General features: G+C 39.9%; 11 protein-coding genes and 1 pseudogene. 7 read left to right on the top strand and 5 right to left on the bottom strand.

Annotated elements, in window-relative coordinates; all coding sequences use genetic code 11:
- Positions 1-155: 155 nt before the first annotated feature.
- The 4 genes from ACFE6N_RS06745 to ACFE6N_RS06730 all read right to left on the bottom strand — a co-directional run bounded on the left by ACFE6N_RS06745 (position 156) and on the right by ACFE6N_RS06730 (position 7,508).
- Entirely contained in the window at positions 156-1,286 is a 1,131-nt protein-coding gene (locus ACFE6N_RS06745; RefSeq protein WP_378935014.1) for a FecR family protein, read from the bottom strand.
- 69 nt (positions 1,287-1,355) lie between these two features.
- A complete protein-coding gene (locus ACFE6N_RS06740) occupies positions 1,356-1,928 on the bottom strand; it encodes an RNA polymerase sigma-70 factor (protein WP_378935012.1) in 573 nt (190 codons plus the stop codon).
- Positions 1,929-2,654: 726 nt separating this feature from the next.
- The gene (locus ACFE6N_RS06735; protein WP_378935011.1) at positions 2,655-4,373 is read right to left on the bottom strand and encodes an alpha-L-fucosidase; all 1,719 of its coding nucleotides are present in this window, start codon (positions 4,371-4,373) and stop codon (positions 2,655-2,657) included.
- A gap of 777 nt (positions 4,374-5,150) precedes the next feature.
- On the bottom strand, positions 5,151-7,508 hold the full coding sequence (locus ACFE6N_RS06730) for a peptide-binding protein (RefSeq protein ID WP_378935009.1): 2,358 nt from the start codon (positions 7,506-7,508) through the stop codon (positions 5,151-5,153).
- A 755-nt stretch (positions 7,509-8,263) separates the two neighbouring features.
- On the opposite strand from ACFE6N_RS06730, the gene ACFE6N_RS06725 reads away from it, so the two are divergent.
- From ACFE6N_RS06725 to ACFE6N_RS06715, 3 genes and pseudogenes are all read left to right on the top strand, one after another.
- Positions 8,264-9,853 carry a hypothetical protein gene (locus ACFE6N_RS06725; protein WP_378935007.1) on the top strand — a complete coding sequence of 530 codons (1,590 nt, stop codon included), beginning with the start codon at positions 8,264-8,266 and terminating at the stop codon, positions 9,851-9,853.
- Positions 9,850-10,992 carry a hypothetical protein gene (locus ACFE6N_RS06720; RefSeq protein ID WP_378935005.1) on the top strand — a complete coding sequence of 381 codons (1,143 nt, stop codon included), beginning with the start codon at positions 9,850-9,852 and terminating at the stop codon, positions 10,990-10,992. The genes ACFE6N_RS06725 and ACFE6N_RS06720 overlap by 4 nt, the downstream gene beginning before the upstream one ends.
- A gap of 332 nt (positions 10,993-11,324) precedes the next feature.
- Positions 11,325-11,579: pseudogene (locus ACFE6N_RS06715) on the top strand (IS481 family transposase); the annotation flags it as partial.
- 1,534 nt (positions 11,580-13,113) lie between these two features.
- On the opposite strand, the gene ACFE6N_RS06710 reads toward ACFE6N_RS06715, so the two are convergent.
- The gene (locus ACFE6N_RS06710) at positions 13,114-14,946 is read right to left on the bottom strand and encodes an ABC transporter ATP-binding protein (RefSeq protein WP_378935003.1); all 1,833 of its coding nucleotides are present in this window, start codon (positions 14,944-14,946) and stop codon (positions 13,114-13,116) included.
- A 237-nt stretch (positions 14,947-15,183) separates the two neighbouring features.
- Between ACFE6N_RS06710 and ACFE6N_RS06705 the strand changes: the two genes are divergently transcribed.
- The 4 genes from ACFE6N_RS06705 (at position 15,184) to ACFE6N_RS06690 (ending at position 21,801) form a co-directional block, all read left to right on the top strand.
- The gene (locus ACFE6N_RS06705) at positions 15,184-15,867 is read left to right on the top strand and encodes a hypothetical protein (protein ID WP_378935001.1); all 684 of its coding nucleotides are present in this window, start codon (positions 15,184-15,186) and stop codon (positions 15,865-15,867) included.
- Between the two features lie 31 nt (positions 15,868-15,898).
- Positions 15,899-16,600, top strand: a complete 702-nt coding sequence (locus tag ACFE6N_RS06700; protein WP_378934999.1) for a carboxypeptidase-like regulatory domain-containing protein — start codon at positions 15,899-15,901, stop codon at positions 16,598-16,600.
- 676 nt (positions 16,601-17,276) lie between these two features.
- A complete protein-coding gene (locus ACFE6N_RS06695; RefSeq protein ID WP_378934997.1) occupies positions 17,277-18,413 on the top strand; it encodes an FIST signal transduction protein in 1,137 nt (378 codons plus the stop codon).
- Positions 18,400-21,801 (top strand): PAS domain S-box protein, encoded by a 3,402-nt coding sequence (locus ACFE6N_RS06690; protein WP_378934995.1) that lies wholly within the window; start codon positions 18,400-18,402, stop codon positions 21,799-21,801. Before ACFE6N_RS06695 ends, ACFE6N_RS06690 begins: the two co-directional genes overlap by 14 nt.
- The last annotated feature ends 219 nt before the right edge of the window (positions 21,802-22,020 follow it).

Here is a 22,020-nt window from a genome sequence, read left to right as displayed (position 1 = left end):
GGTAGCCCAAATTTATTCCGCGGAAAGTGCGTCAACACTTCCGCGGTTCTATTTAAGCCCCAGGTGTTATTGCTTAACGCTGTCGTAAAAGTCTATTATTCATGGTTTTGGGTTTAGGTTATTGATATTTAGTTGATATTTTTGAGGTGTATGGTTTAAAGTATAACAATGATTTTTTTATCTTGAACCTTAAACCTTATTTTTAGGTAAGAGATAATTGCTAAGGCTTTTGAAATCGGGATGTCGGTATAAATGTCGCCCGTAAAACGCCTGTTGGTGGGGCTTCCCTGATATTCTATTGAGACATCATACCATCTCGACAGTGTTCGCATTACTGTTGGAATATCCGCATTATTGAAATGAAAAATGCCATCTTTCCAGGCTACGGCTTCATCTACATCAACTGTCGATATCGAAAGTCCAGCTGTTGTTATTTTTGCTTGTTGACCAGGTTTAAGATATGTAGTTTCGTTTACATCATTTGAAATTCTAACCTTTCCAGAAACCAAGGTTGTAGTTATAGCCTGTTCATCCTGATAAGCGTTAACATTAAACTGAGTACCCAAAACCTGCACGGTTTGGCGGCCTGAAATTACTTTGAAAGGTTTTTCGGCATTGTGGGCAACTAAAAAATAAGCTTCTCCGACAAGTGTCACCTTCCGTTCCTTTCCGATAAATGCAGTAGGATAGGTAATGGATGACATTGCATTTAGGATCACAGTGGTCCCATCCGCAAGTATTAATTTGTATGTTCCACCGCGCGGGGTACTCATCGTATTGTAAAGCACCTGCTGACTGGTTGCTTCAGCTGCCTTGTAAGTAATTGCTTCACCATCATTTTTAGTAATTTCACTTCCCCCTTGCTCTGCAATCGTACCTTTATTTGTTGCTGATAAAATGACTTTCTTCCCGTCTGATAATGTTAGAATCGCTTTATTCGTTCCGGGCGCAATGTCGCCAGATTTAAGCTCTACTAAATTCTGATTTTCAGCATTATGTGTAAGGATCAAATACATGCAAAATGAAAAAACGATCAAGATCACAGCAGCTGCTGCTATGCGAGACCATAACTGGATAGGCCAATGACCTTTCTTATCCTTCAAAAGATGTCGATGAAGATTGGCCCGCATCCGTTCATCCGCCTTAATTATCCTTAACTGATCTGGAACTGAATCACTATCTGCCAAGTTCTTAGCGAACCATTGATCGGCGAGCATTTTCTCGTCGATGTTCAAATCGCCTGAAAGGTACTTTTTAACAAATTCTCTGGCTTCAAACTTTTCCATTTAGCTTCAATATTTGCGTTAATCAAATATATGTAGGTTAAGTCTGATGAAAGTCCCGAAAAAATTTAATTATCTATGAAAAAAAAGTAACACAAAAGTAGACATTGGCAATTTGCTCCGTAAGGTTTTGATGGCAAGGCTGAGTTGATTTCGCACTGTTTTTTCAGAAAGACCTAATTTTTCTGCAATTTGAGTATTTTTAAGATTCATCTGCCTACTCAACTCAAAAATTTCGCGCATTTTTTTGGGAAGTCTGGCGATTTCACCTTCAATAAGCGCCGCAAGTTCCCGCTCTGCAATGTAGTCATCAGTCAAAAATTCGCCCTTATCTAAAAAAAGCTGTAAAGATTGCACGTAATCCGATTTTACCTTCTGCTTATCTACAAAGTCAAAAAACTTATACCTCACAGCTGAATAAAGATAAGAAGATATAGAGGTTTTGAAATCTATTGTTTCCCGCTTATCCCAAATCGAAATAAAAACTTCCTGAACCAAATCTTCCGCCAAGTCAAAATCCTTTACGATTTTGCAAGCATAAATATACAGCAAGCCTCTATGCCGAGTGTAGATCATGCTGAATGCAGCGGAATCTCCCTTTTTGAGAAGATCGGCTAATGCTATATCGTTCAGTTTAGAATACATTAAAAAAATGGTGTAAGCGAATTTAGATAAACTTTACAAATATTAAGAATCATTGCAAAAGCCTAATGGTATTGCTGCGCCATCTATCATTTGCGACAACATCTTTAGCCATTGGTGATTCATTGTATAACCGTGCTGATATTTCAGGACTTCGCCAGGCCGTATCCGATAATAGCCATTCACCATCAAAAAAATAATTAAAGGTTTGTATCTGATAAACAGGTCTTTAAACTCCGAAAATAAAATTCATTAAGATGCTTTTTTTTTATTGTTTCCAAGTAGTTTTAATTCATTCATATCATGAGTAGTAATAACCCATTTAAATCCCGTATTGCTCAGGGCGTCACTAAATCCCAAAAAAAATCACGTTTGGCGTTCCCATTACAGCAATCCATGGGCTTACATAACTTTTATCGGCCTCTTTGCTGTTTCAAAGCGTATAGCGCTCATAATGTTTCGAGGTAAGCCCTATTATCAGTCAGAATAGCTATTATCGTTATTAGCAATTACGGGGGCATAAGAAGAAATATAATAGAGCTGCATTGAATAAAAACCCCAAATTTGTCCTGACAGAACCATTTCGAAATCTTTCGTGGGTTTAGCGATTGCCAACTGCTTTTATACTTTTGTCCATAACTATTGACTGAAATAAATTAGGCGGAATATGACACTGATTTTTTCATAAAAGAGTTATTTTTATGGAATATTTGGTTTTAAAAAAACTCATTATTCTACAGCAGATAGATGAACAGCATGCAACTGCATACCGCCGCCTTTAGGATCAGAAGAGGCGGCTAATTTTAGGATCTGTTTTCCGGGCTTTTTTAGGTCTACAATCCCCATACGTATTTTACGGAATCGATAGCGCGCCCCCTGCGCTGCAGAAGCACCTGTGGTTTCTATGGTATATAGTCTCAATTTTTCGCCGTCTTGGGTGACCAGGTCCCATTCGTTTTCATCAGCTTCTTTCCAGGCATTATATTCTAAATTCACAAAATATTGCCCCGGTTGCTTAACATCAATTAACCATTCAGCATAACTGCTGGCACCAGACCAACTTTCTATTGCAGTTTTATGTTTCCATTCCCCAAATTTTTCCATCCATCCTGCCTTTCCTTTTCTAGCCCCTTTAATGTTTGCAAAGTCAGAAAGTAAGATCGTTGAACCGATTGGGTTGATACCTAAAGTTGCTTCAACTTTAGGCTCGTCCTTAAGTTCAAGTGTTATGACCTCAAGTAATTCCTTTTTAACTCGTAAAGGCAATTTGATATGGAGCCAGCTATCCGGATCTTTGTTAAATTCGAGCACTTCTTTTCCTTTGCTCATGGTTACCGATTTAATTGAACTTTTTAGCCCCGGCAACCAAATTTCTTTCCCAGGCGTCCAATCGGAAACAAAAAGGTAAAGTTTCTTGCCGGATGCGGTACAGTCACCCCAACTGAACGGGGTAAGCCATGGAGAAGGCTTTGCGCCGTATATTGTCTCTGAATGTTTCTTCAACCATTTGCCTGTTGTTTTTAAAAATCCCGCATTTGTTTCCGGCATCGTTCCATCTGCCCGCGGCCCAACATTTAGCATAAAATTTCCACCTCTCGCCACAACATTGACTAAATCAGTTGCAATTTCAGTAGGCCCTTTCCAATTTTGATCATACCAGGCGTAACCCCACGAGTCATTAGAAGTATTTACCGCCTCCCAAAGACCGGGTACATTACTTGAAGGAATTTCGTGATCTCCATAGGTAGAATAATCTCCCACACCATTTCCAATCCGGCTATTTATAAGTGCCTGAGGTTGATTTTTTTTGACAAGATCGACTAAAGCCCGGGATTCCTCTTTGGTCATATCGTTTGGCGTATCGAACCATATTAAAGAGATAGGTCCATAATTGGTTAATAATTCCTTCACTTGTGGCAGACATTTTTCCTGAAAGTATTGCTCAAATGTGATGTTTTTCTGATCATTGCTCCACAAGTTAATTTCATGCCAGTCTTGAGTTTGTGAATAATAAAAGCCAAGTTTAATCCCACCCTCCTTACAAGCTAACGCGAGTTCTTGCATCGGATCCCGTTTAAAGGGTGTTACATCCACCACGTTATAGGGATTGGAAGACTTGAACATTGCAAACCCATCGTGATGTTTTGCTGTCACCACAATATATTTCATACCAGCTTCTTTCGCCAATTGTACCCAATCCTTTGCATTAAACTTCACGGGATTGAATTGCTTGGCGAGTTTCTCATAATCGCCGATTGAGATTTTTGCAGTGTTCATCAGCCATTCCCCAATACCATAATAGGTTTTTCCCTGCCATTGGTTGGCAGCCTGAGAGTATAAGCCCCAGTGTATAAACATGGCATACTTTGAATTATTGAACCATTGAGCATTTGATCTATCTAGTGAAGTTGTGTTCTTTACAGTTACATCTCCCCACATTTCATTCATCTTCTTTTGGGGCCGAGTCTGAGCAAACAACATTGTCGACTTTAACAAGACACTATAGATAAGCGCTTTCTTAATAAATAACTTTGTCTTCATCTGATATTATTTTTTTTCGGGGAAAAATTGTGCGTATGTGATAAAATTCTCATTATAACTTAATGTGTTATAAAATTACTTGTGATAACATGGAATAAAAGGTGACAAATGATAAACCTTTTCAACATGTCATCAAATAGTGTCCTTCCTACTTGGTTTTTTGACAGGTATTTCTGTCTGACTTTTAATAAGGCTTCAGAATCAGTATTGAGCGATAAAAGAAACTTCCATAACAGGTTACGATTACACCGTTGTCATCTGGTATCCTCCGGAAATCCAGGATTATTTTTCAATATTTCATTGATTGTGAATAAGATTCGTCAGGATATTTGGCTGTGACAACAATTTATTTGATATCATTCACCGATACCATAATGGGTTTTACCTTCCAAGCGGTAAGATGATAGTGCAAAAATGTTCCAATTGTAAAAAAACTTGCTATCCCTGTCTGTACCATAACACTACACATTAATAATGACTTATATATAAAAATTGAAAACAAAAGCTGGTGGTAATAAATCCATTTTTCTTTAAACGCTCCATGGTTGTAATATTTTAAATACCATATCGGCAGTTCTCTACCTTAAATCTTCGATCGCTTTACAAAACCGGTTTCATCATTAGTTAATGTATTGCCATCAATATATCAATCCTGCGAATCTTCAACCTGTATGTTTTAGAAAATTATTCAATAACAGCCGTTATGCTTATTTCCCGCTGATTGCGGAAAAGAGCCAAATGAATGCTCCCCTTAAAGTTCGCAGGCAAGACATTTGCCTGCAAATCTGCCACTCGGGCTGTACTTATCTCATTAACTGCCAGCAAGACATCGTTTACTTTTACATATTTTTTTAACGGACTATTTTCATCTACCTTTAAAACTAAAATACCTGTCTCCTTTGCCATACCTGTAGCAGACCGTTCGCCTAAACTATTCAGATCTTTAAGTTCTAAGCCCAGATAATTTATTCTGCTATCGCCTTCATTGAGATTACCAAATAAAATTGTGGGAAATAAAACTTTTGGGGCAATTGACTTTAATTTTGGTGATTCCACACCAAAATGTTCCATATCGAAATTCTTGAAGCCTACTTTGAAGGCTTCAGACCCTTCCTTTAATCTATAATTACCATTAACCGGATCAACAAACGCCGGTGGTGCGTAAACGCTGTGTTTGTCGCGGCCACTTACTTGTGCTTTTGAAAGTTCGCCTTTATCGGTAAAAACATTAAAGTCAATCTCCTTACCCCAATGTCCGTTGCCGGGCATGCCAATTGCTGCGTAATTGCGAAAGATTATATTGCGCCGGAAAATGTCCCCACTATTGTTAAACCATACATGTGGATGAAAAGTATTATTTATAATTATATTATTTTCAGCTTTACGGTTATATCCTTCCCGAAACTTTAATCCACCGTTAAGCAAAAGGTTATTGTATATTTCATATCTACTCGATCCATCATCCAGGTCTATATCCCAACCATGATCGCAACGGAAACGGTTATTTCTTAATATAATAGGACGTATTACATCCAAGAGCACTATTTCGGGATGTTTTTCAACAATTGTATCCAAAGTGGCTTTATCAGGATGCCAATATCTATCACGCCCCCAGGAATTAAAAGAGCCATGGTCTCCACTTTCGTTTACAGTATTAAAAACATCATTGTATTCAATGATATGTCCTCCCCAGGTTCCTTCGCTAATATTTATCCCAGCCCTTGGTAAATTACATATGGTGTTATGGCTAATACAAATATCCATAGACATCGAAATCTGTACCCCTGCGCTTTGAATCTCAGTCTGGCCAACCTGTTCTATTAAGTTATCATATACTTTGCATTTTGCAGGGTAGTTATCAGTTTTGGGGCCAGGTTCGCGGTCTATATCTTTAAAGTTTATAAACTCATTATATTCAAAACTTGGCGAACGTACAGCTTTCGGATCACCAACAAAGCTTACTCCACTGCCGCCTGCTTTAAGTATATGACAACCAATCACTTCATTTCCCCTATTATAATAGCTAAAGTAAACAGCATTGCCACCAACTGTATTGAAAAAACAATTTTTAACACTACAATTAGTTGCCCCCTCAAAAACGACTGCACCACCGCGGTACGTAGTCCAGTCACTTCTCAACAATGGCTCTTTATTCTCCATAAAGGTTCTCAACGTGTGAGTAATTTCAATATCCTGTATACTGATATTTGATATCGGCTGTTTTTTTGTCCCCCTAAATTCAAATATGTGTTTTAGTTGAGGAGTTTCTATTCTGGCTGCATTTAGATTTAATCCCTTTGGCGGATAATAGTATAACGTTTTACTCAACTTGTTGTAATACCATTCGTTACAGGTGTCAAGTTCTTCAAATATATTTTCAACAAACCTGTATGTCGGGTGCATACCCATCTTTCGGTTATTTTGCCATCCCCCTTCTAAAACGGGTTCACCAATTTCGTTTTTTCCTTTTATCAGATAACTAAATCCACCCCATTCGCTAAGATGCAGCGCATGTAAATATCCCCCACTGGGATTAGACCAGCGTTTTGCCCGTTCGGCACTTGCCGCGTCCGGAGCAGTGCCGCCTAAAATGCGTTCAGATGAACGATAATTGGGGTAACGGGCCATTCGCTGTGGTTTCCCATTGACAAACAACTGATCGAAAATAAAATCTCCGGTAACCTTGGCTTGCATGATACCATTTTTATATGGTTTCCAGTTTAAGTTTAGTACTGCAGCACTGCTAACCACGACATGTTCATTGGGCATTGCTTTAAAAACGATACGATTGGTTGCGCTCCTAGAATCTGAAGAATCGAAAACGACAGGTTGAGAAAGATAATAGGTACCTTTCCGCAGGCGAATCTCTACCGGGCCATTTATTTTCCGGGCGCGGGTTTTTGCAAAACCGATGGTTTTTAAGGGTGAGTTGAAACCACCTTGATTTTTATCGCTCCCATTCGGAGAAAGATAGAGAATTTGTTGAGCAAAAGACTCATAGCTTAGCATAAAGCTGAAAAGCAACAGAAAAATACGGACCATAATTTTTTAAGGAATTAACTATAAAATCTTTTGCTTGTTTATTTCAGTTAATCAGGGATAATGCAGATTTTGAAGAAATTTAGACAAGCATGAGCCCATTCTTTACTAGCCGTTTTAGGCTGATCTTTGAAAGAAATTAAGCGCATATTCAAAAAGTTGATAGTTAGGTTATGAATGATTAAATAGGTACGAAAATCAATCTGATCCACCTTCTCGTTTATCTTTTATACTCATTTTATATTTTTTTAGTAAATCAAAGTTAGGGCATTACTCCAAACAAATATTGTACAATCCATACCAGAATTTATATAAATCCGACATCTCCGGTTCGAAATATTTTTCGAAGTAAGTTTTCGTCATGATATCCTAACAATTCAATCTCAAACTGGAATATTACCCTTGCCTTAAAAGTTTCTTATTGTGCATAAATAAAAGGTGGTAATCCTTTATAACAGCATATACTTTCGTTACAGGGCCTTTTCTAGGCGTCTGCAAGTGTGTGCTTGAGGGTGTTTTGATATGGGCTACCGTTCTTACAGAATTTTTGTCAAAACCATTGAAGCTATTGGCAATTGATACCTATAAAATTACATCGGTTGTTCCGGTTACGTAAATAACGGAATCGGACGACGCCACACGACCGTCTATTATTTGTCCTGACAAATAGATTCAAGCGAAATACCCGTTAGTAGGTATTGCAATACACAACTATTAGGAATAAATTTAACTCACCAAACAACATCCAGATTACACTCATGAAAAATACCATCCTAACAGGCACATTGTGCCTAGTGGTGGCAACAGCAGTTGCCCAGACGGTCGATTATAAGGAAATCGACTTCCAGAACGATGCCAGCGTCATTTCCACCATCAAGGTCAAAACCGGATCTCGTTACGGCATCAGGATCATCAACATCAATAAAAAACTTTACAGTATCGATAACATGGTTACCAATACCAGCTATCACGAAACACCACCTGCGCTTTTCGAGGTTTTCTCCAAAGCGGAACTGCCTGGAAAAACAGCGGACGGCACAGCCCTTGCCAACGGAAATACCAACCTGGTGACCATCGACGAATTGGGCGATGCAAAGCTTTCCCCTGCCCTCCGCGAAAAGCTTACCGCACTTAACAGCCTCTACAGCAATACGGCAAATACCATCTTTAGCAATGACGAGCTGTTGACCGGATTTGGTGACGCTTACCGCGAGATCCGTTCCATATTAACTTATCAAAATAACCTCGTTGCTTTACAAAATAACTGTGAGTCGAAGTTCGACCAAATCCGGAGCGAAGTGGTCAATCTGACACGGGCCAGCTTCAGGTCTTCCACAATGGAACAGCGGGACAGGGCCAGCCTTGCCTCTGCAGACTATTATGCGATACGCCCTATTCTGGTCCGGTATTTCGACCGCACCATCGAGGAAGAGGTAAGAAAACGCTACGAACAGATCAATATCGTTTTCGCCCCGAGCAAACGCGAACAGCTGAGCAAGGATGTAACCAAAATCAATGCCACCATCAAAGCACTCATTGTTGCCATCGAAAAGGAAAAACCAAAAGACGCCGCCTCCCTCAGCATCCTCAAAAAACTAAAAGCTGAACGCGATGGCAGCGCCCTGCAAAACTTATTGCTTGATAAAATGGAGCGTTACGCTAAGGTGGATATCGTTAAACTAAACAGCAACATGGAAACTTTCGCCGCATCCGGCCAAAAGGATGTACTGAATGTCTATGATTATTTCACCCCAGGAAACTGGACCTATATAGTCGATGCCCAGCCCATCGAAAATGACCTGACCGTTATCGCGGTAAATATCAAACCAAAGGACGCAGTCTCCTGCAGCATCACCGCAAAAAGTTATGCGGTTAATATAAAGGCAAAGGGCGGCATCAAAATTGACTTTTCAACCGGGCTATTCACCAACTTTGGTGGCAACGACTTTAAGGACCAGACTTACCGTTATGAACCTCTTGAAGGCAGCACTACCCAGCTGCAGGTAGTGAAAAATGAAAACAAAAACAGCATATTTCCATCTGTAGGGGCATTAATGCATGTTTATGGCCGTACTGGCCATGACGTAAAACTTGCAGGCACCTTCGGTTTAAGTACTAAGGACCTGGAAAAAATCAATTATCATCTTGGTGGCTCACTGATCCTTGGCACTTCCAAACGCTTCATCCTCAGTGCCGGTGCCACACTCACAAAGGCCAACCTTATCAGTGATGAATATCATGTCGGCCAGACGGTCGAAAAAGCAACAGCTCCTGTCGCTATACCCACCGCGTCATTCAGCCGCTTCGGTTTCTTTGCCGCCTTCACCTATAATCTGACCGCCAAATGAAAGCCTTCATGATCCTGGCATTGGTCTTCTTCTCATGGATGCCCATGAAACCCTTTGCCCAAAGCCTGTTTCAAACCGCGCCGGGTACGCCGATGGTCTGTTCATTCAACTGTAGTACCACTTTCATTGATCTGCAGAAAAACTGCCCGGCTCCCCTTCAGAGCCTCGCCAAACCAATGATCGCCACCAGGGTTAACCCGTTCGTTGAGTTTGACGGTATTATATCCAGGTTAAAAGGCGACCAGGCGAACACATTTACTTTGAGCTACTCATTTTTAGCCTGCACTGCGACCTGTAATGCGGCCAGCACCCTGGACCGTTACTCCAACCAGATCATCTACTATAACCCGGACTTCCTTGACAAAATTAAGGGAAGCGATGAAAAAGTAAAATGGGCCGTGCGCTGCATCATTGCCCACGAGATCGGCCACCATATTCTTGGCCATACCCTTCCCGGAAACCCAAGTCCCAATAATGAGGACCGCCGGAAAAGAGAAAAACGTGCAGATTTCTTTACGGGCTTTGTAATCAGCCGCTTCCCAGGGGCGACAATTGAAAATGCCCTGGAAGGCATCCGCAGCCTGGATGCCTCAACCTACAGTCCGCGTAATGACCAACAGGAAGCCAATAGTACCTATCCGACCCTCGCCAACCGCATGGATGCTGTAAGGGAGGGTTTTCTTGCATCTACATCATTGCCGATCCACCAAAATACCAACCGCTCAACCGGAACTGCATTAACCCTCAAAATGTTCAGAGATATCGACAGCATTGCCCTTGCCCAGATGCAAACACTTGGCCGCTCACAGATATTCCGTACGATGGACAAACTCTTTACGCTGGGCATGTATAATGAGGCCAGACTGCTGGCCGAAGACAAGCTAAAGAACTTAAACCTTATCGGCAGGGAACAGCTTTGGCAGTACAAGTCCATGGCCCAGGAGCTTGGTAACGATAAAGGGGAGGCCATTAAAAGCCAGCGCAAGGCCGTCAAACTGGGTAAAGATGATCCGGCAACAATTCTGCGCCTTCAGCACCTATTGAGGGAGGGTACAGATATCCAGAAAATCGAGGCCGATAAGCTAAAGGAAAAACTAGAGAGCGAAAAAATCAGGCAAAAAATGCTTTTAAGGCAATAATAAAGGAGGCAGAAAATAAAGCTGATATGATCGGATGCGATTTTAACATACAGCAAATAAATAATATAAGAAGCGCAAAATCATTACATATCTTAAATACTACAAGGTTTTAAAATTTTCCAAAATCGACAGGCGTTACAGGAGCATTTAATAATTCGCCTGGAACATACGCGAGGTATTGTGATACCTGTCATCAGATCGCGGTACGGTAACATGTGTATTGAATATATAGAACATTTTAAAAGTCAACATTTTGAAACAGCAAAAAATTCGAAGACATAATAGAAGACATCGGCATATAGAAAAATGGAGATTGGAAAATTTTGACCTAAGCAGCAGAGATGCTTAATGATTAAGTGGTGCCGTTTTATGAGCAGTACGACCTGCGTTTGCTGTGGATACTTACCGATAGGGGAATTGAATATTGCCGATCAAGGGAACAGCACGAGTTCCAGTTATACCTGGCCATTGAAGACTTCGAACATATCAAAACAAAGCCTAAAAGCCCGCAGACCAACGGCATTTTTGAGCGGTTCCATCGTACCATTCAGGATGAATTCTACGGTGTTGCCTCGTCTAAAAGTATCATCACAGTTATTCAATCTTTTCTTTACGTCGAATAAGCGCGCAAATAGATCAAAAAATGATTTTTCGCCACTGCTGACATTCCGCCAGTCAAAAGAAATAAAGTGCACAAGTTCCTTCGCAATATATTTATTAGATGGGTTGTATTCAGGTTTGGACATTTCCTTCAACAGACGGATCAGGCGCTGATCAGCTGCCTGAACGCTAATCGTCAAATGGTTATTAAAGGATCTAAAATATACTATAACATATTCATAAACAGAAATGTAATCTAACGTTGTCGCCCCACATGTCAACTCAGCCAGCATTTATAAAAGCTGCGTTTTTCCAACACCATTTTCGCCTGCAATGACATTAATGTCCACTACACAGTCACCCAGCAAATCCTTAAAAAGTTGTCTCTTTTATGAATAGTTAAAGTTTTCCCAATAATTTGACAAAAGAATTCGTTCGACAGGTTTGAGGATATTGGGGCAAAATTCAGAAAATTTTCGACGTAGATAAAAACAAGTTTATTCATATCGAAAAGTACCTAAAGTCCATCTACGTTGCAAATGAATGTTTATATGACAAAGTATAAATATTAAAATTTGGATTATTACAAGAATGAAATTTATCTAAGATTGTTCTTTAAATCTATCTTCGAATACGATGCACGAACCAAAATGACGATTAGCTATTATTTATAACTTGCTCATTTAGTACCGCTTGGATTATTAAGTTATTATCCCAGCTGGATCACATAAATCCTTCCCTGCTCATTGGAGCATTTTTATTTCAAAAGGATTTATTTCATGATGCTAAAAGCTCAAACAACCGGTTATGGCCCCTGCCCTGCTTTGACACAGCTATACACCAACAATACTCCAGGCCGAATTGCTCTTTACCTTTTATTTACCCATTGTAAACCTTCCCATCCGAAGCGAGGTAAATGTTTGATCATCCTGATCTATATCAAGGCTACAACTTCACCAAAGCAGATGCCTCGCAGTGTGCAAGCAGGTGTCACGCAAGCCTGGCCGGAAGGTGGCTCAAACGTGGGGTAAAGGTGGACTTTTGAATATTTTTTGGAAGTATTTTTTTTCAGATGGATGATTTGGGTACTCATCTTTTTGGGTGATTACAATATACTTAAATTATGACGAAACGGACAAAAAAAGCTTGTAAAATTTCGGCAAGGGCAATATAAACGCAAGTTATTAGGGTTTGTACCAGGCGTTGGGAAGCAGCTACAGATTGATCGTTGTACGGCGTTTGTAATTGGCCTCATGAAGTAGATCAACTTAATTTTATTCATCTGGCCATTGGCAACAGTACTAAAATTAAACGGGTAAAAACTGAAGCTGTTTTGTTTCCGGTTACCCCTTCCCTATCCATATCTTTATGGGCTAAATCAATGTAACCTGAACGCTCTTCTTAAAGCATCAGGAAGGATTTTAAGGTTTTAATCAGCCAATGAGGTATGGCTCAGGCCATCACCCGCAACTGTAAATTAACCTGGAACCTGGCTCAATGCCTCCTTTTTTATATTCTGTTTCATGATTGTTGCGTCTCGAGCTGTAAGCCACTCAGGTACTTATATAGTCCTTGTTCAGTCTTCATGAGTTCCTGGTGGGTGCCCGATTCAACAATCTGCCCCTTTTCAAGCACCAGTATCCTGTCCGCTTCACGAATGGTAGATAACCGGTGAGCGATGATGATAGACATCCGTCCGCTCATTAATTCTTCAAGTGCTTCCTGCACCAGGCGTTCTGATTCGGAGTCGAGGGAAGAAGTGGCTTCGTCCAGAATCAATATAGACGGATTTTTTAACAGTGCCCTGGCAATGGCAATGCGCTGACGTTGCCCGCCCGAAAGTTTTACGCCACGTTCTCCAACAACGGTTTCGTAGCCCTCTGGAAATGCACTGATAAAATCATGCGCATTTGCCCTTTTAGCCGCCTGTATTATTTCTGTTTTTGTGGCCTTTAGCTTGCCATAGGCGATGTTTTCCAATATCGTTCCGCCAAATAACATCACATCCTGTGGCACAATCGCGATCTGATTCCGTATATCCGTAAGTGAATAGGCAGCGGCTGGTTTGCCATCAAACAGGATTTCGCCACTTTGAGGATGGTAAAATTGTAGGATCAATCCTGCGGTAGTCGATTTACCCGAACCACTTGGACCTACTATTGCTATTTTTTGTCCGGCTTTCGCTTCGAAAGATACTTTGTTTAACACCGTTACTTCCGGCCTTGAGGGATAGGCAAAACTGATGTGTTTAAAAGCAAGATTCCCGGTTATTTTTTGTTTTGCCACGTTATCCTTTTCAACTATCGATACTGCTTCTCCCTGTTCGCCCAATATCTCCAGCACCCGTTCGCTGGCACCTACCGCCTTTTGCAGGTTGGCAAAAAGTTCAGGAAAACTACCCAGGGAACTGCCAAGGAACATCGCATAAAGTGAAAATTTTAAAAGTTCGCCGAAGGTAATTTCCTGGTGACTGACCAGGATACAGCCATAACCGATCACCCCCAGTACACTTCCAAAAACACAAAGCACGATAAAGGAAACAAACATGCCCCTGAATTTGGCCCCCTTAATGGCAATATCGGCTACCTCTCTGATGGTATTCCTGTACCGTGCGGCTTCAAAGGCTTCATTTACAAACGCCTTTACATTTGATATGCCCGACAGGGTTTCTTCAACAATGCTGTTTGATTCGGCCATTTTATCCTGGGCCTGGCGCGAAATTTTCTTGATAAACCGCCCGAACAACACTGCAAACACAATCATAAGGGGTAAAATCAAAAGCAGCGTAAAAACCAGTTTTTTCGAAATGACGGCCATCAAAACAATGCCACCTGCAAACAATACAAACTGCCGTAACATCTCAGCAATGGTGGTGGTTAAGGTATCCTGAACCTGCGACAGGTCTGCAGAGATCCTGCTGTTGAGCTCCCCAACCCTGCGGTTGGAAAAGAAGTTCATCGGCAAGGTGATCAATTTGAAATAGGTATCGCGCCTGATATCGGCAAGGGAGCGTTCTGCTACATTGACAAACCATAAAATTCTAAAATAAGATACCACTGCCTGCACGGCCAATACAACAAAGGCTAACATTAAGATTCCCGGTATGGTATCCGGCAAATAACCATTGGCGTGTTTACCCTGTGCGGTATCAATCAATGCACCGATAAAAGATGGAAAGGCCAGCCCAACCAAACTTGATAAAAAGAGAAAAAACAGCGCAGCAATGAATTTGCCGCGATAGGGTTTCAGATAAGTGAGCAAACGGGCAACATTGCCCAAACTTTTTCTGTTTATTTTGGCTTTTGATAATTCAACGCCTGGTGCATTTCCGCTATTTAACTGTTTTCTAGCCATTGTTTTGATGTGATCTTGTTTGGGGGGCGATTTCTGCTCTATCGCTTATTCCTGCGCCAAAGCGGGTTTTGATAATGAAGACGGATCAATGCCAAAAATACTTCATTTTTTCTCATGAAATTCTAACGATCCTGATTATCAGATTACTATTTTTTTGTCTTAAAGTTGGTTAAAAATTATCCCATAAGTACACAGTCATTATTCTATATTTGCGGCCAAAATAAAATAAATATGTATATGAAATCAAAATTAACCCTCTTCATTCTTCTTGTAGCGGTATTTATCTCCTGCAAAAAAACGACCAATGTTGATGTTAAACTTTCTACCAGCGGAAAGCTTACTTACAAACTAACCGACGATGCCGGTAAAGGATTGGCAAATGTAAAAGTATCTTTATTTGACCGTACCGACACCTATTACGCTAATTACAACATTCTGTTGGAAACCCGTTTAACAGATCCTAATGGTCTGGTAGATTTTGGCAACCTCAATCCAAGCAATTACTTACTTGTTGCTGATTCTGCAAAGGTAAATAATGTTGCCTACATGGTTCAGGAATATGTTCAGGTGATTACTGGTGCTGATAAAGCGAAAGAAACCAAGGTAACAGATTTTTCAGGAACATTTGCGCTTGCGGTTAGATCTTACAACAATAATCAACCATTAAAAAATATAGGTGTGATTATGATTCCTTCAAATAAATTCAACTACGCTGCAACTACTGCCGCCAATTTAAAAGTTGCCGATTTTTCAGGAGTGACAAACGATGCAGGGCTGATCACTTTCAGAATTCCTTCAAACAAGCAGTACGCAATATACCTTTATAATACGGTTACAAATGCATCATACAATTATAACAATAGCGTTTCGGTTCAAAAAGATGCTACGGTCAATTATTCAATGAATATCTATCAACTATAGTTGATTGTAAGATTGCTTATTTTATAATAGTATGAAATTTAAAATCATGGTCCTGCTGGGGCTGTTTATTTTGACGCTCTCCTGTAAAAAGATTACCAACGTTAAATTGGTTGATGGGGTAAATTCTGGCAAACTGAGTTATAGACTTGTAGATGATGCAGGGAAAGGTTTAGCTGGTATTAAAGTTTCGCTGTATGATGCAAAACTTGGTTTAAATACGAACTACCCCGACCCAAGTGCGTTGGTTGGATCAATAAGAACAGATCAGGATGGCGTAGCGTATTTTCCTGATTTGCTGCCTAACAATTATCTTGTCACCTGCGATACTGCCAGGATCAATAAAGTGAGGTACCGTACTGACGAATTTGTTCAGGTTGTTGCGGATGTAGACAAGAAAAAGAGTATAAATGTGTCTGAATTTTCAGGCCTTTTAAACCTCACGCTCATATCCACAAAAGATTACAGAACTGTATTGAAGAATGTAGGCGTAGTTGCTTATCCGGTTAATGAAATCATCCTTAATTCCAGCAATGTTTTTGAAGTGATCAATTCGTCAACGCTTAAAGGTGTTACCGATGCCAATGGTTTTGTATCAATAAAAGTACCATCCAATATTCCTTTTAATTTTATTGTATATAATATAACAAACAGGAATCTTGCTTATGGATACAATAGCTATTCGGTAGCAAAGAATGCCAAAATTAATGCTACGCTTTATTCAGATCCTTTTTAAGTATAATACCACCAGAAAAAGCTATTGATCAAAAAAAGGGAGCTGTCCGGAATGGATAGCTCCCTTTTTCATTTTATTTCAAAGACAGCAAGCTTATTGTTTTACAGTGCGATTCAAACCTCAAATATCCAATAAAGCGCTCCTACCCTGGCAGGCTCTCAGAAATTTTCATCATTTCAAAAAAAAGTATCAGGACCTGACATTTCAAAATTTTAATCTACCGGATAGAAATGTTTTCCTCCGTTGTAATAGATAGAATAATCTATGCTTTTTCGGGATTTCCTTTCAGTATATAGAATCGCATCCATTTGAAAAAAATTCATTAGCTTTATTTAGGTTAAGTGCAACTAAGTTTTATAAGGGAAAGTATATCCGGTAACTATTTGATTTTCGTTGTATAGGATGATCCTGGTCGGATCATATTTATCCTATCATTTGAACTTAGGTATTTAGACATACAATAATGATGCGCTTAAAGCCGCAGAAATGTAGGATGTCGGAAAAAGTACCGTTGATAAAACGATAAGAGACGACGAAGATTTTTATATGTGCTGTGTTTCGTATTAAGTTCAATTAAATGAAGTATTATTTTTAATTTTCTATAAAATAATGATATTCAAGTGTCTGTGTGTTTTATCAATACATTCGTTTAGGTGTTATGTGTAAAAAATAAATCATGAAAGCCAAGCTCTTTAATTATACGGCAGGCCAATGGATTGCTGAGAACGGCGAAGAAAACATAGCTGCTGATCAGTTTCAATTGGTATTGTGTTTTGGTGGTAAGCATTTATTGCAGACCATTGATGTATACCTGCAGTTAAAATCACTTTTTACAAATGCAGATATTGCGTTATGCAGTGCTGCAGGAGAAATTTACCAGCAAACGGTATGCGATAATGCACTTATTGCTATTGCTTTAGCTTTTGATTCAACCACGATAAAAACTTCGCTGGCCAATATAAACGAATATGAAAATAGTTACGCTGCGGCGATCGGGTTAATTGAGAAATTGCCGAAAGAGGAATTAAGCTATATACTAACATTTGCCGATGGAAATATGGTAAATGGAAGTGAGCTGATTAAAGGACTAAACGTTGCCGCGGGAAACATTTTGGTAACCGGTGGTTTGGCTGGTGATGATGCCAATTTTAAATCCACTTTAGTGGGACTCAATCAAAACCCAGGTGAAGGAAACATCATTGCCATTGGTTTTTATGGGAACAGGCTGCTGGTTACCCATGGCTCGCAGGGTGGTTGGGACATGTTCGGTTTGGAGCGAACGGTAACCCGATCGCAGGCAAATGTATTGTATGAAATTAATGGCGAAAGTGCGCTGGATTTATATAAAAAATATTTGGGACCTGATGTGGATAACCTCCCGGCCTCTGCATTATTATTTCCGTTAGCTATTTCTATTCCAGGTTTTTCAGAGCCAATTGTACGTACCATTTTATCGATTGATGAAGATAAAAAAACGATGACTTTTGCAGGAGACATACCCGAGGGCTCAAAGGTAAGGTTGATGAAAGCAAATTTCGATAATTTGATCGAAGCTTCGAGCCATGCAGCCACAAATAGCCTTAAACAAAATCAAAAGCCGGATTTTGCTTTGCTCATCAGTTGCGTTGGGCGTAAATTAATACTCGGCCCCAGAACCGAGGAAGAAGTTGAAGCAGTTGCTGAAGTGTTTGCTAAAGAAACTACCATCGCGGGTTTTTATTCGTATGGTGAGATTTCCCCGTTTAATAATAGTGGAACCTGCCAGCTACACAATCAAACGATGACCATTACTTCATTCTATGAATTACCATAAGTTACTTAATAAGCAGATTAGCAAATATTTATCTGCCGAACTGGTGGAGAATCCGGCTATTAAAAAATTTTTGAGCGTAATCAGCGATTCCTATGACGCGTTGCTAAGAGATAAATTATTGGTTGAAAGGGCTTTTTCAATTAGTGAAGAAGAGTATATATCTGTAAATAAAAAACTGAGCCATGAAGTATCGGTAAAAAGGAAATCAATTGAAACCTTGAAAAACATTTTGGGTGAAATGGGTCGGAATTATCAGGGCGAAAATCCTGATGATTTTCTTGCCATTGCCGAATACCTGAATAAACAGGTTACGTTAAGGAAAAGTGCAGAAAAGGTATTTACTTCTTTGGTGGAAAACTCGCACAGCGGGATTCTATTGGAAGATGAGCATAGAAACATCGTTTTTACCAATCAGCTTTTTTGCGATCTGTTTCAGATACCCTATCCACCAGATGCACTTATCGGTACCAGCTGCAGTGATAGTGCAGAGCAATCAAAACACCTTTTTAACAATCCTGATGAGTTTGTTGCCGGTATTGGACAAATACTGAAAAACAGAGCTTTCGAGAGTACAAACCTAACGCTAGCCGATGGAAGGATATTAAAACGCGAGTACATTCCGATTTTTATCGACGATGTATACAAGGGACACCTTTGGAATTATACCGATATTACCGAAAAGAAAAAAGCGATGGAAGCGCTTGAGCAGAGCGAATTAAAAAATCGCCTGATCATGAATTCGGCTTTGGATGCCATTATTACCATCGATAGCGAGGGATTAATTACTTTCTGGAATCCTCAGGCAGAGAAAATATTTGGCTGGAAGGAAGCTGAAGTGATCGGAAAGCATTTAACAGATAACATTATTCCATCCTACCACAAAGCCGGACATAAAGCGGGTATGGAAAGATACCATCAAAATAGTGCCGGTACAATTTTAAATAAAATGATTGAAATGCCTGCGATGAATAAAAACGGAGCGGAATTTTCAGTTGAATTGTCTATCATTCCCGTAAGCCAGGGCAGCACAAATTTTTTCTGTGCCTTTATCAGGGATATTTCTGACAGAAAGAAAAATGAAGAAGAGCTAAGGGCAAGTAAGGAGCTATGGCAATTTGCTTTGGAAGGCGCCGGGGATGGTGTTTGGGAATACAATTTCCAAAACAAAAAAGCCTTTTTCTCTAAAAAATACAAAAGCATGCTTGGCTATGGGGATGAAGATTTTGCCAATGACCCTGATGAATGGTTAAGCCGGATACATCCCGATGACCTTCCTAAAATTTTGGAGACAGATGAAGCCTATTTTTCAGGTGAAATAAATTCACATCAGCGGGAGTACCGGATATTACATAAAAATGGCAACTACATATGGGTACTTGACCGGGGAATGATCGTGAACAGAACACCAGATGGGTTGCCGGAGAGAATTATCGGTACCCATTCTGACATCACTGAACGTAAACTTTCTGAGCAGGCCCTGATCAACAAAGAAGAAAAGTACCGGAACATCATTACCAATATGAACCTGGGCCTACTGGAGGTTGATAATGACGGATATATTCAATTTGCAAATCAAACCTTTTGTAAAATGATCGGCTTTGACCAGGAAGAACTTGCCGGAGCGAAAGACACAGATATAATAGACCTTGGCGAAAGTAAGGAGACCGTAGCGTCAAAAACAAGTCTCCGAAAACATGGAATATCAGATGCCTATGAAGTGAAAGTTCGGAATAGAGCCGGCGAATTAAGATGGTGGCTCATAAGCGGAGCGCCAAGGCTCAATGATAAAGGGGAACATATCGGCTCTGTCGGAATACACTTAGATATCACTGAGCAGAAAAAGCTGGAGCATGAGCTTATCAAAGCTAAAGAGGCTGCCGAAGAATCAACGAAATCAAAAGAAGCATTTCTGGCCAATATGAGCCATGAAATACGAACGCCAATGAATGCCATTTCCGGGATGGCCAATCAGCTTAGTAAAACAAAATTAGATCATCATCAGCAATTTTTTCTCAATACAATCCGCTCCTCTGCAGATAATCTGCTTGTGATTATCAATGATATTCTTGACCTGAGTAAAATAGAATCTGGCAAGCTGGGTATTGAAAAAATTGGATTTGAACCTAAAAAGGTCATTAGCCATGTTATGCAGGTGATGCAGCACCGCGCCGAAGAAAAGGGACTTACGTTTACCAACTCATTTTACGATCAAAGACTTTCGAGGGTATTAATTGGCGATCCTTACCGCCTTTCGCAAATTATGCTCAATTTAGTCAGCAATGCGATTAAGTTTACCCCTAAAGGAAAAGTAGATATTTACTGCAGCGTTTTGCAGGATCACGAATCGGAACAGCTTATTGAGATAAGCGTGATTGACAGTGGCGTTGGAATGGAGCAGACATTTGTTAACCACCTGTTCGCTAAATTTTCACAGGAAGATAACTCTATTACCAGAAAATACGGAGGAACAGGACTGGGCATGAGCATATCTAAAGAACTCATTGAACTGATGGGTGGAGAAATTAAGGTAAACAGCGAAAAAAACAAAGGAACTACGGTATCCTTCAACCTCAGGATACCAAAAGGTAACGAACAGGACCTTATAGAGAAAGGCAATATTGAAGTAGATACAACATTACTGAATGGTAAGCAGATTTTGATTACCGATGACAATGAAACCAACCGGCTTCTGGCATCAGCAATACTGGGTAATTTTGGTGCTGTTGTTACCGAGGCCGCTAACGGACGAGAAGCGCTTCTTTTAATTGAAAAGAATAAATTTGATCTGATTTTGATGGATGTACAAATGCCCGAAATGGATGGGCTGGAAGCAACCAGATTGGTTAGGGAAAAACTAATAGATGTACCGATTATCGCACTAACGGCTTTCGCATTAAAAGGAGATAATCAAAAATGCTTAGACAATGGCATGGACGATTACTTGTCAAAACCATTTGAAGAAGAACAGCTCCTTGAAATTGCTTCGAAATGGCTGGGTAAATTTCATTTAGTTAAAAAAGAACCTGGTAAAGTAACTGATACACCACTTTATAATTTATCAAAAATTGAGGGCATAGCGAGAGGTAATACCAAATTCATTAATAATCTGGTCGGTTTTTTCATCCGGCATATACCGCTTACGTTAAAAGAGATAAATGATGCATACGATCACAATGATTTTTCGAAAATTTCAAAGCTTGTACATCGGATTAAACCCTCTGTAGCTGACATGGGTATATCATCCATAAAGGACGAGTTGATCGAAATAGAGAATTTTGCACCGGAATATGGTAAATCGCAAAGACTTGACTATTTACTGAATAAAATCAATTTGGTGTTAAATCAGGTGGTTTCCGCATTGAAAGATCATATTGTTTCTGATGTTTAATCTTTAACGGTTGATTTGGTTGCTGCCTTTTGTATGTATACTACCTGATAAAATTCTTTGCTGATGGACCTGCGTTCACCTTTAAGTGGTATGGCAGGTTCCTGTTGTTTAAAATAACCAGGAAATACCTCAGCTAAACGAACTGAAATTCGCAAACAAAAGTGCTCCAGACTGTTCGAAATCGATGTTTTTGAATTAAAAATCAATAAAATTTTTTAA

The sequence above is a fragment of the Pedobacter sp. BG31 genome (assembly GCF_042464845.1).
Taxonomy (GTDB): Bacteria; Bacteroidota; Bacteroidia; order Sphingobacteriales; family Sphingobacteriaceae; genus Pedobacter; species Pedobacter suwonensis.
This window is presented reverse-complemented; position numbering and strand designations above follow the sequence as displayed.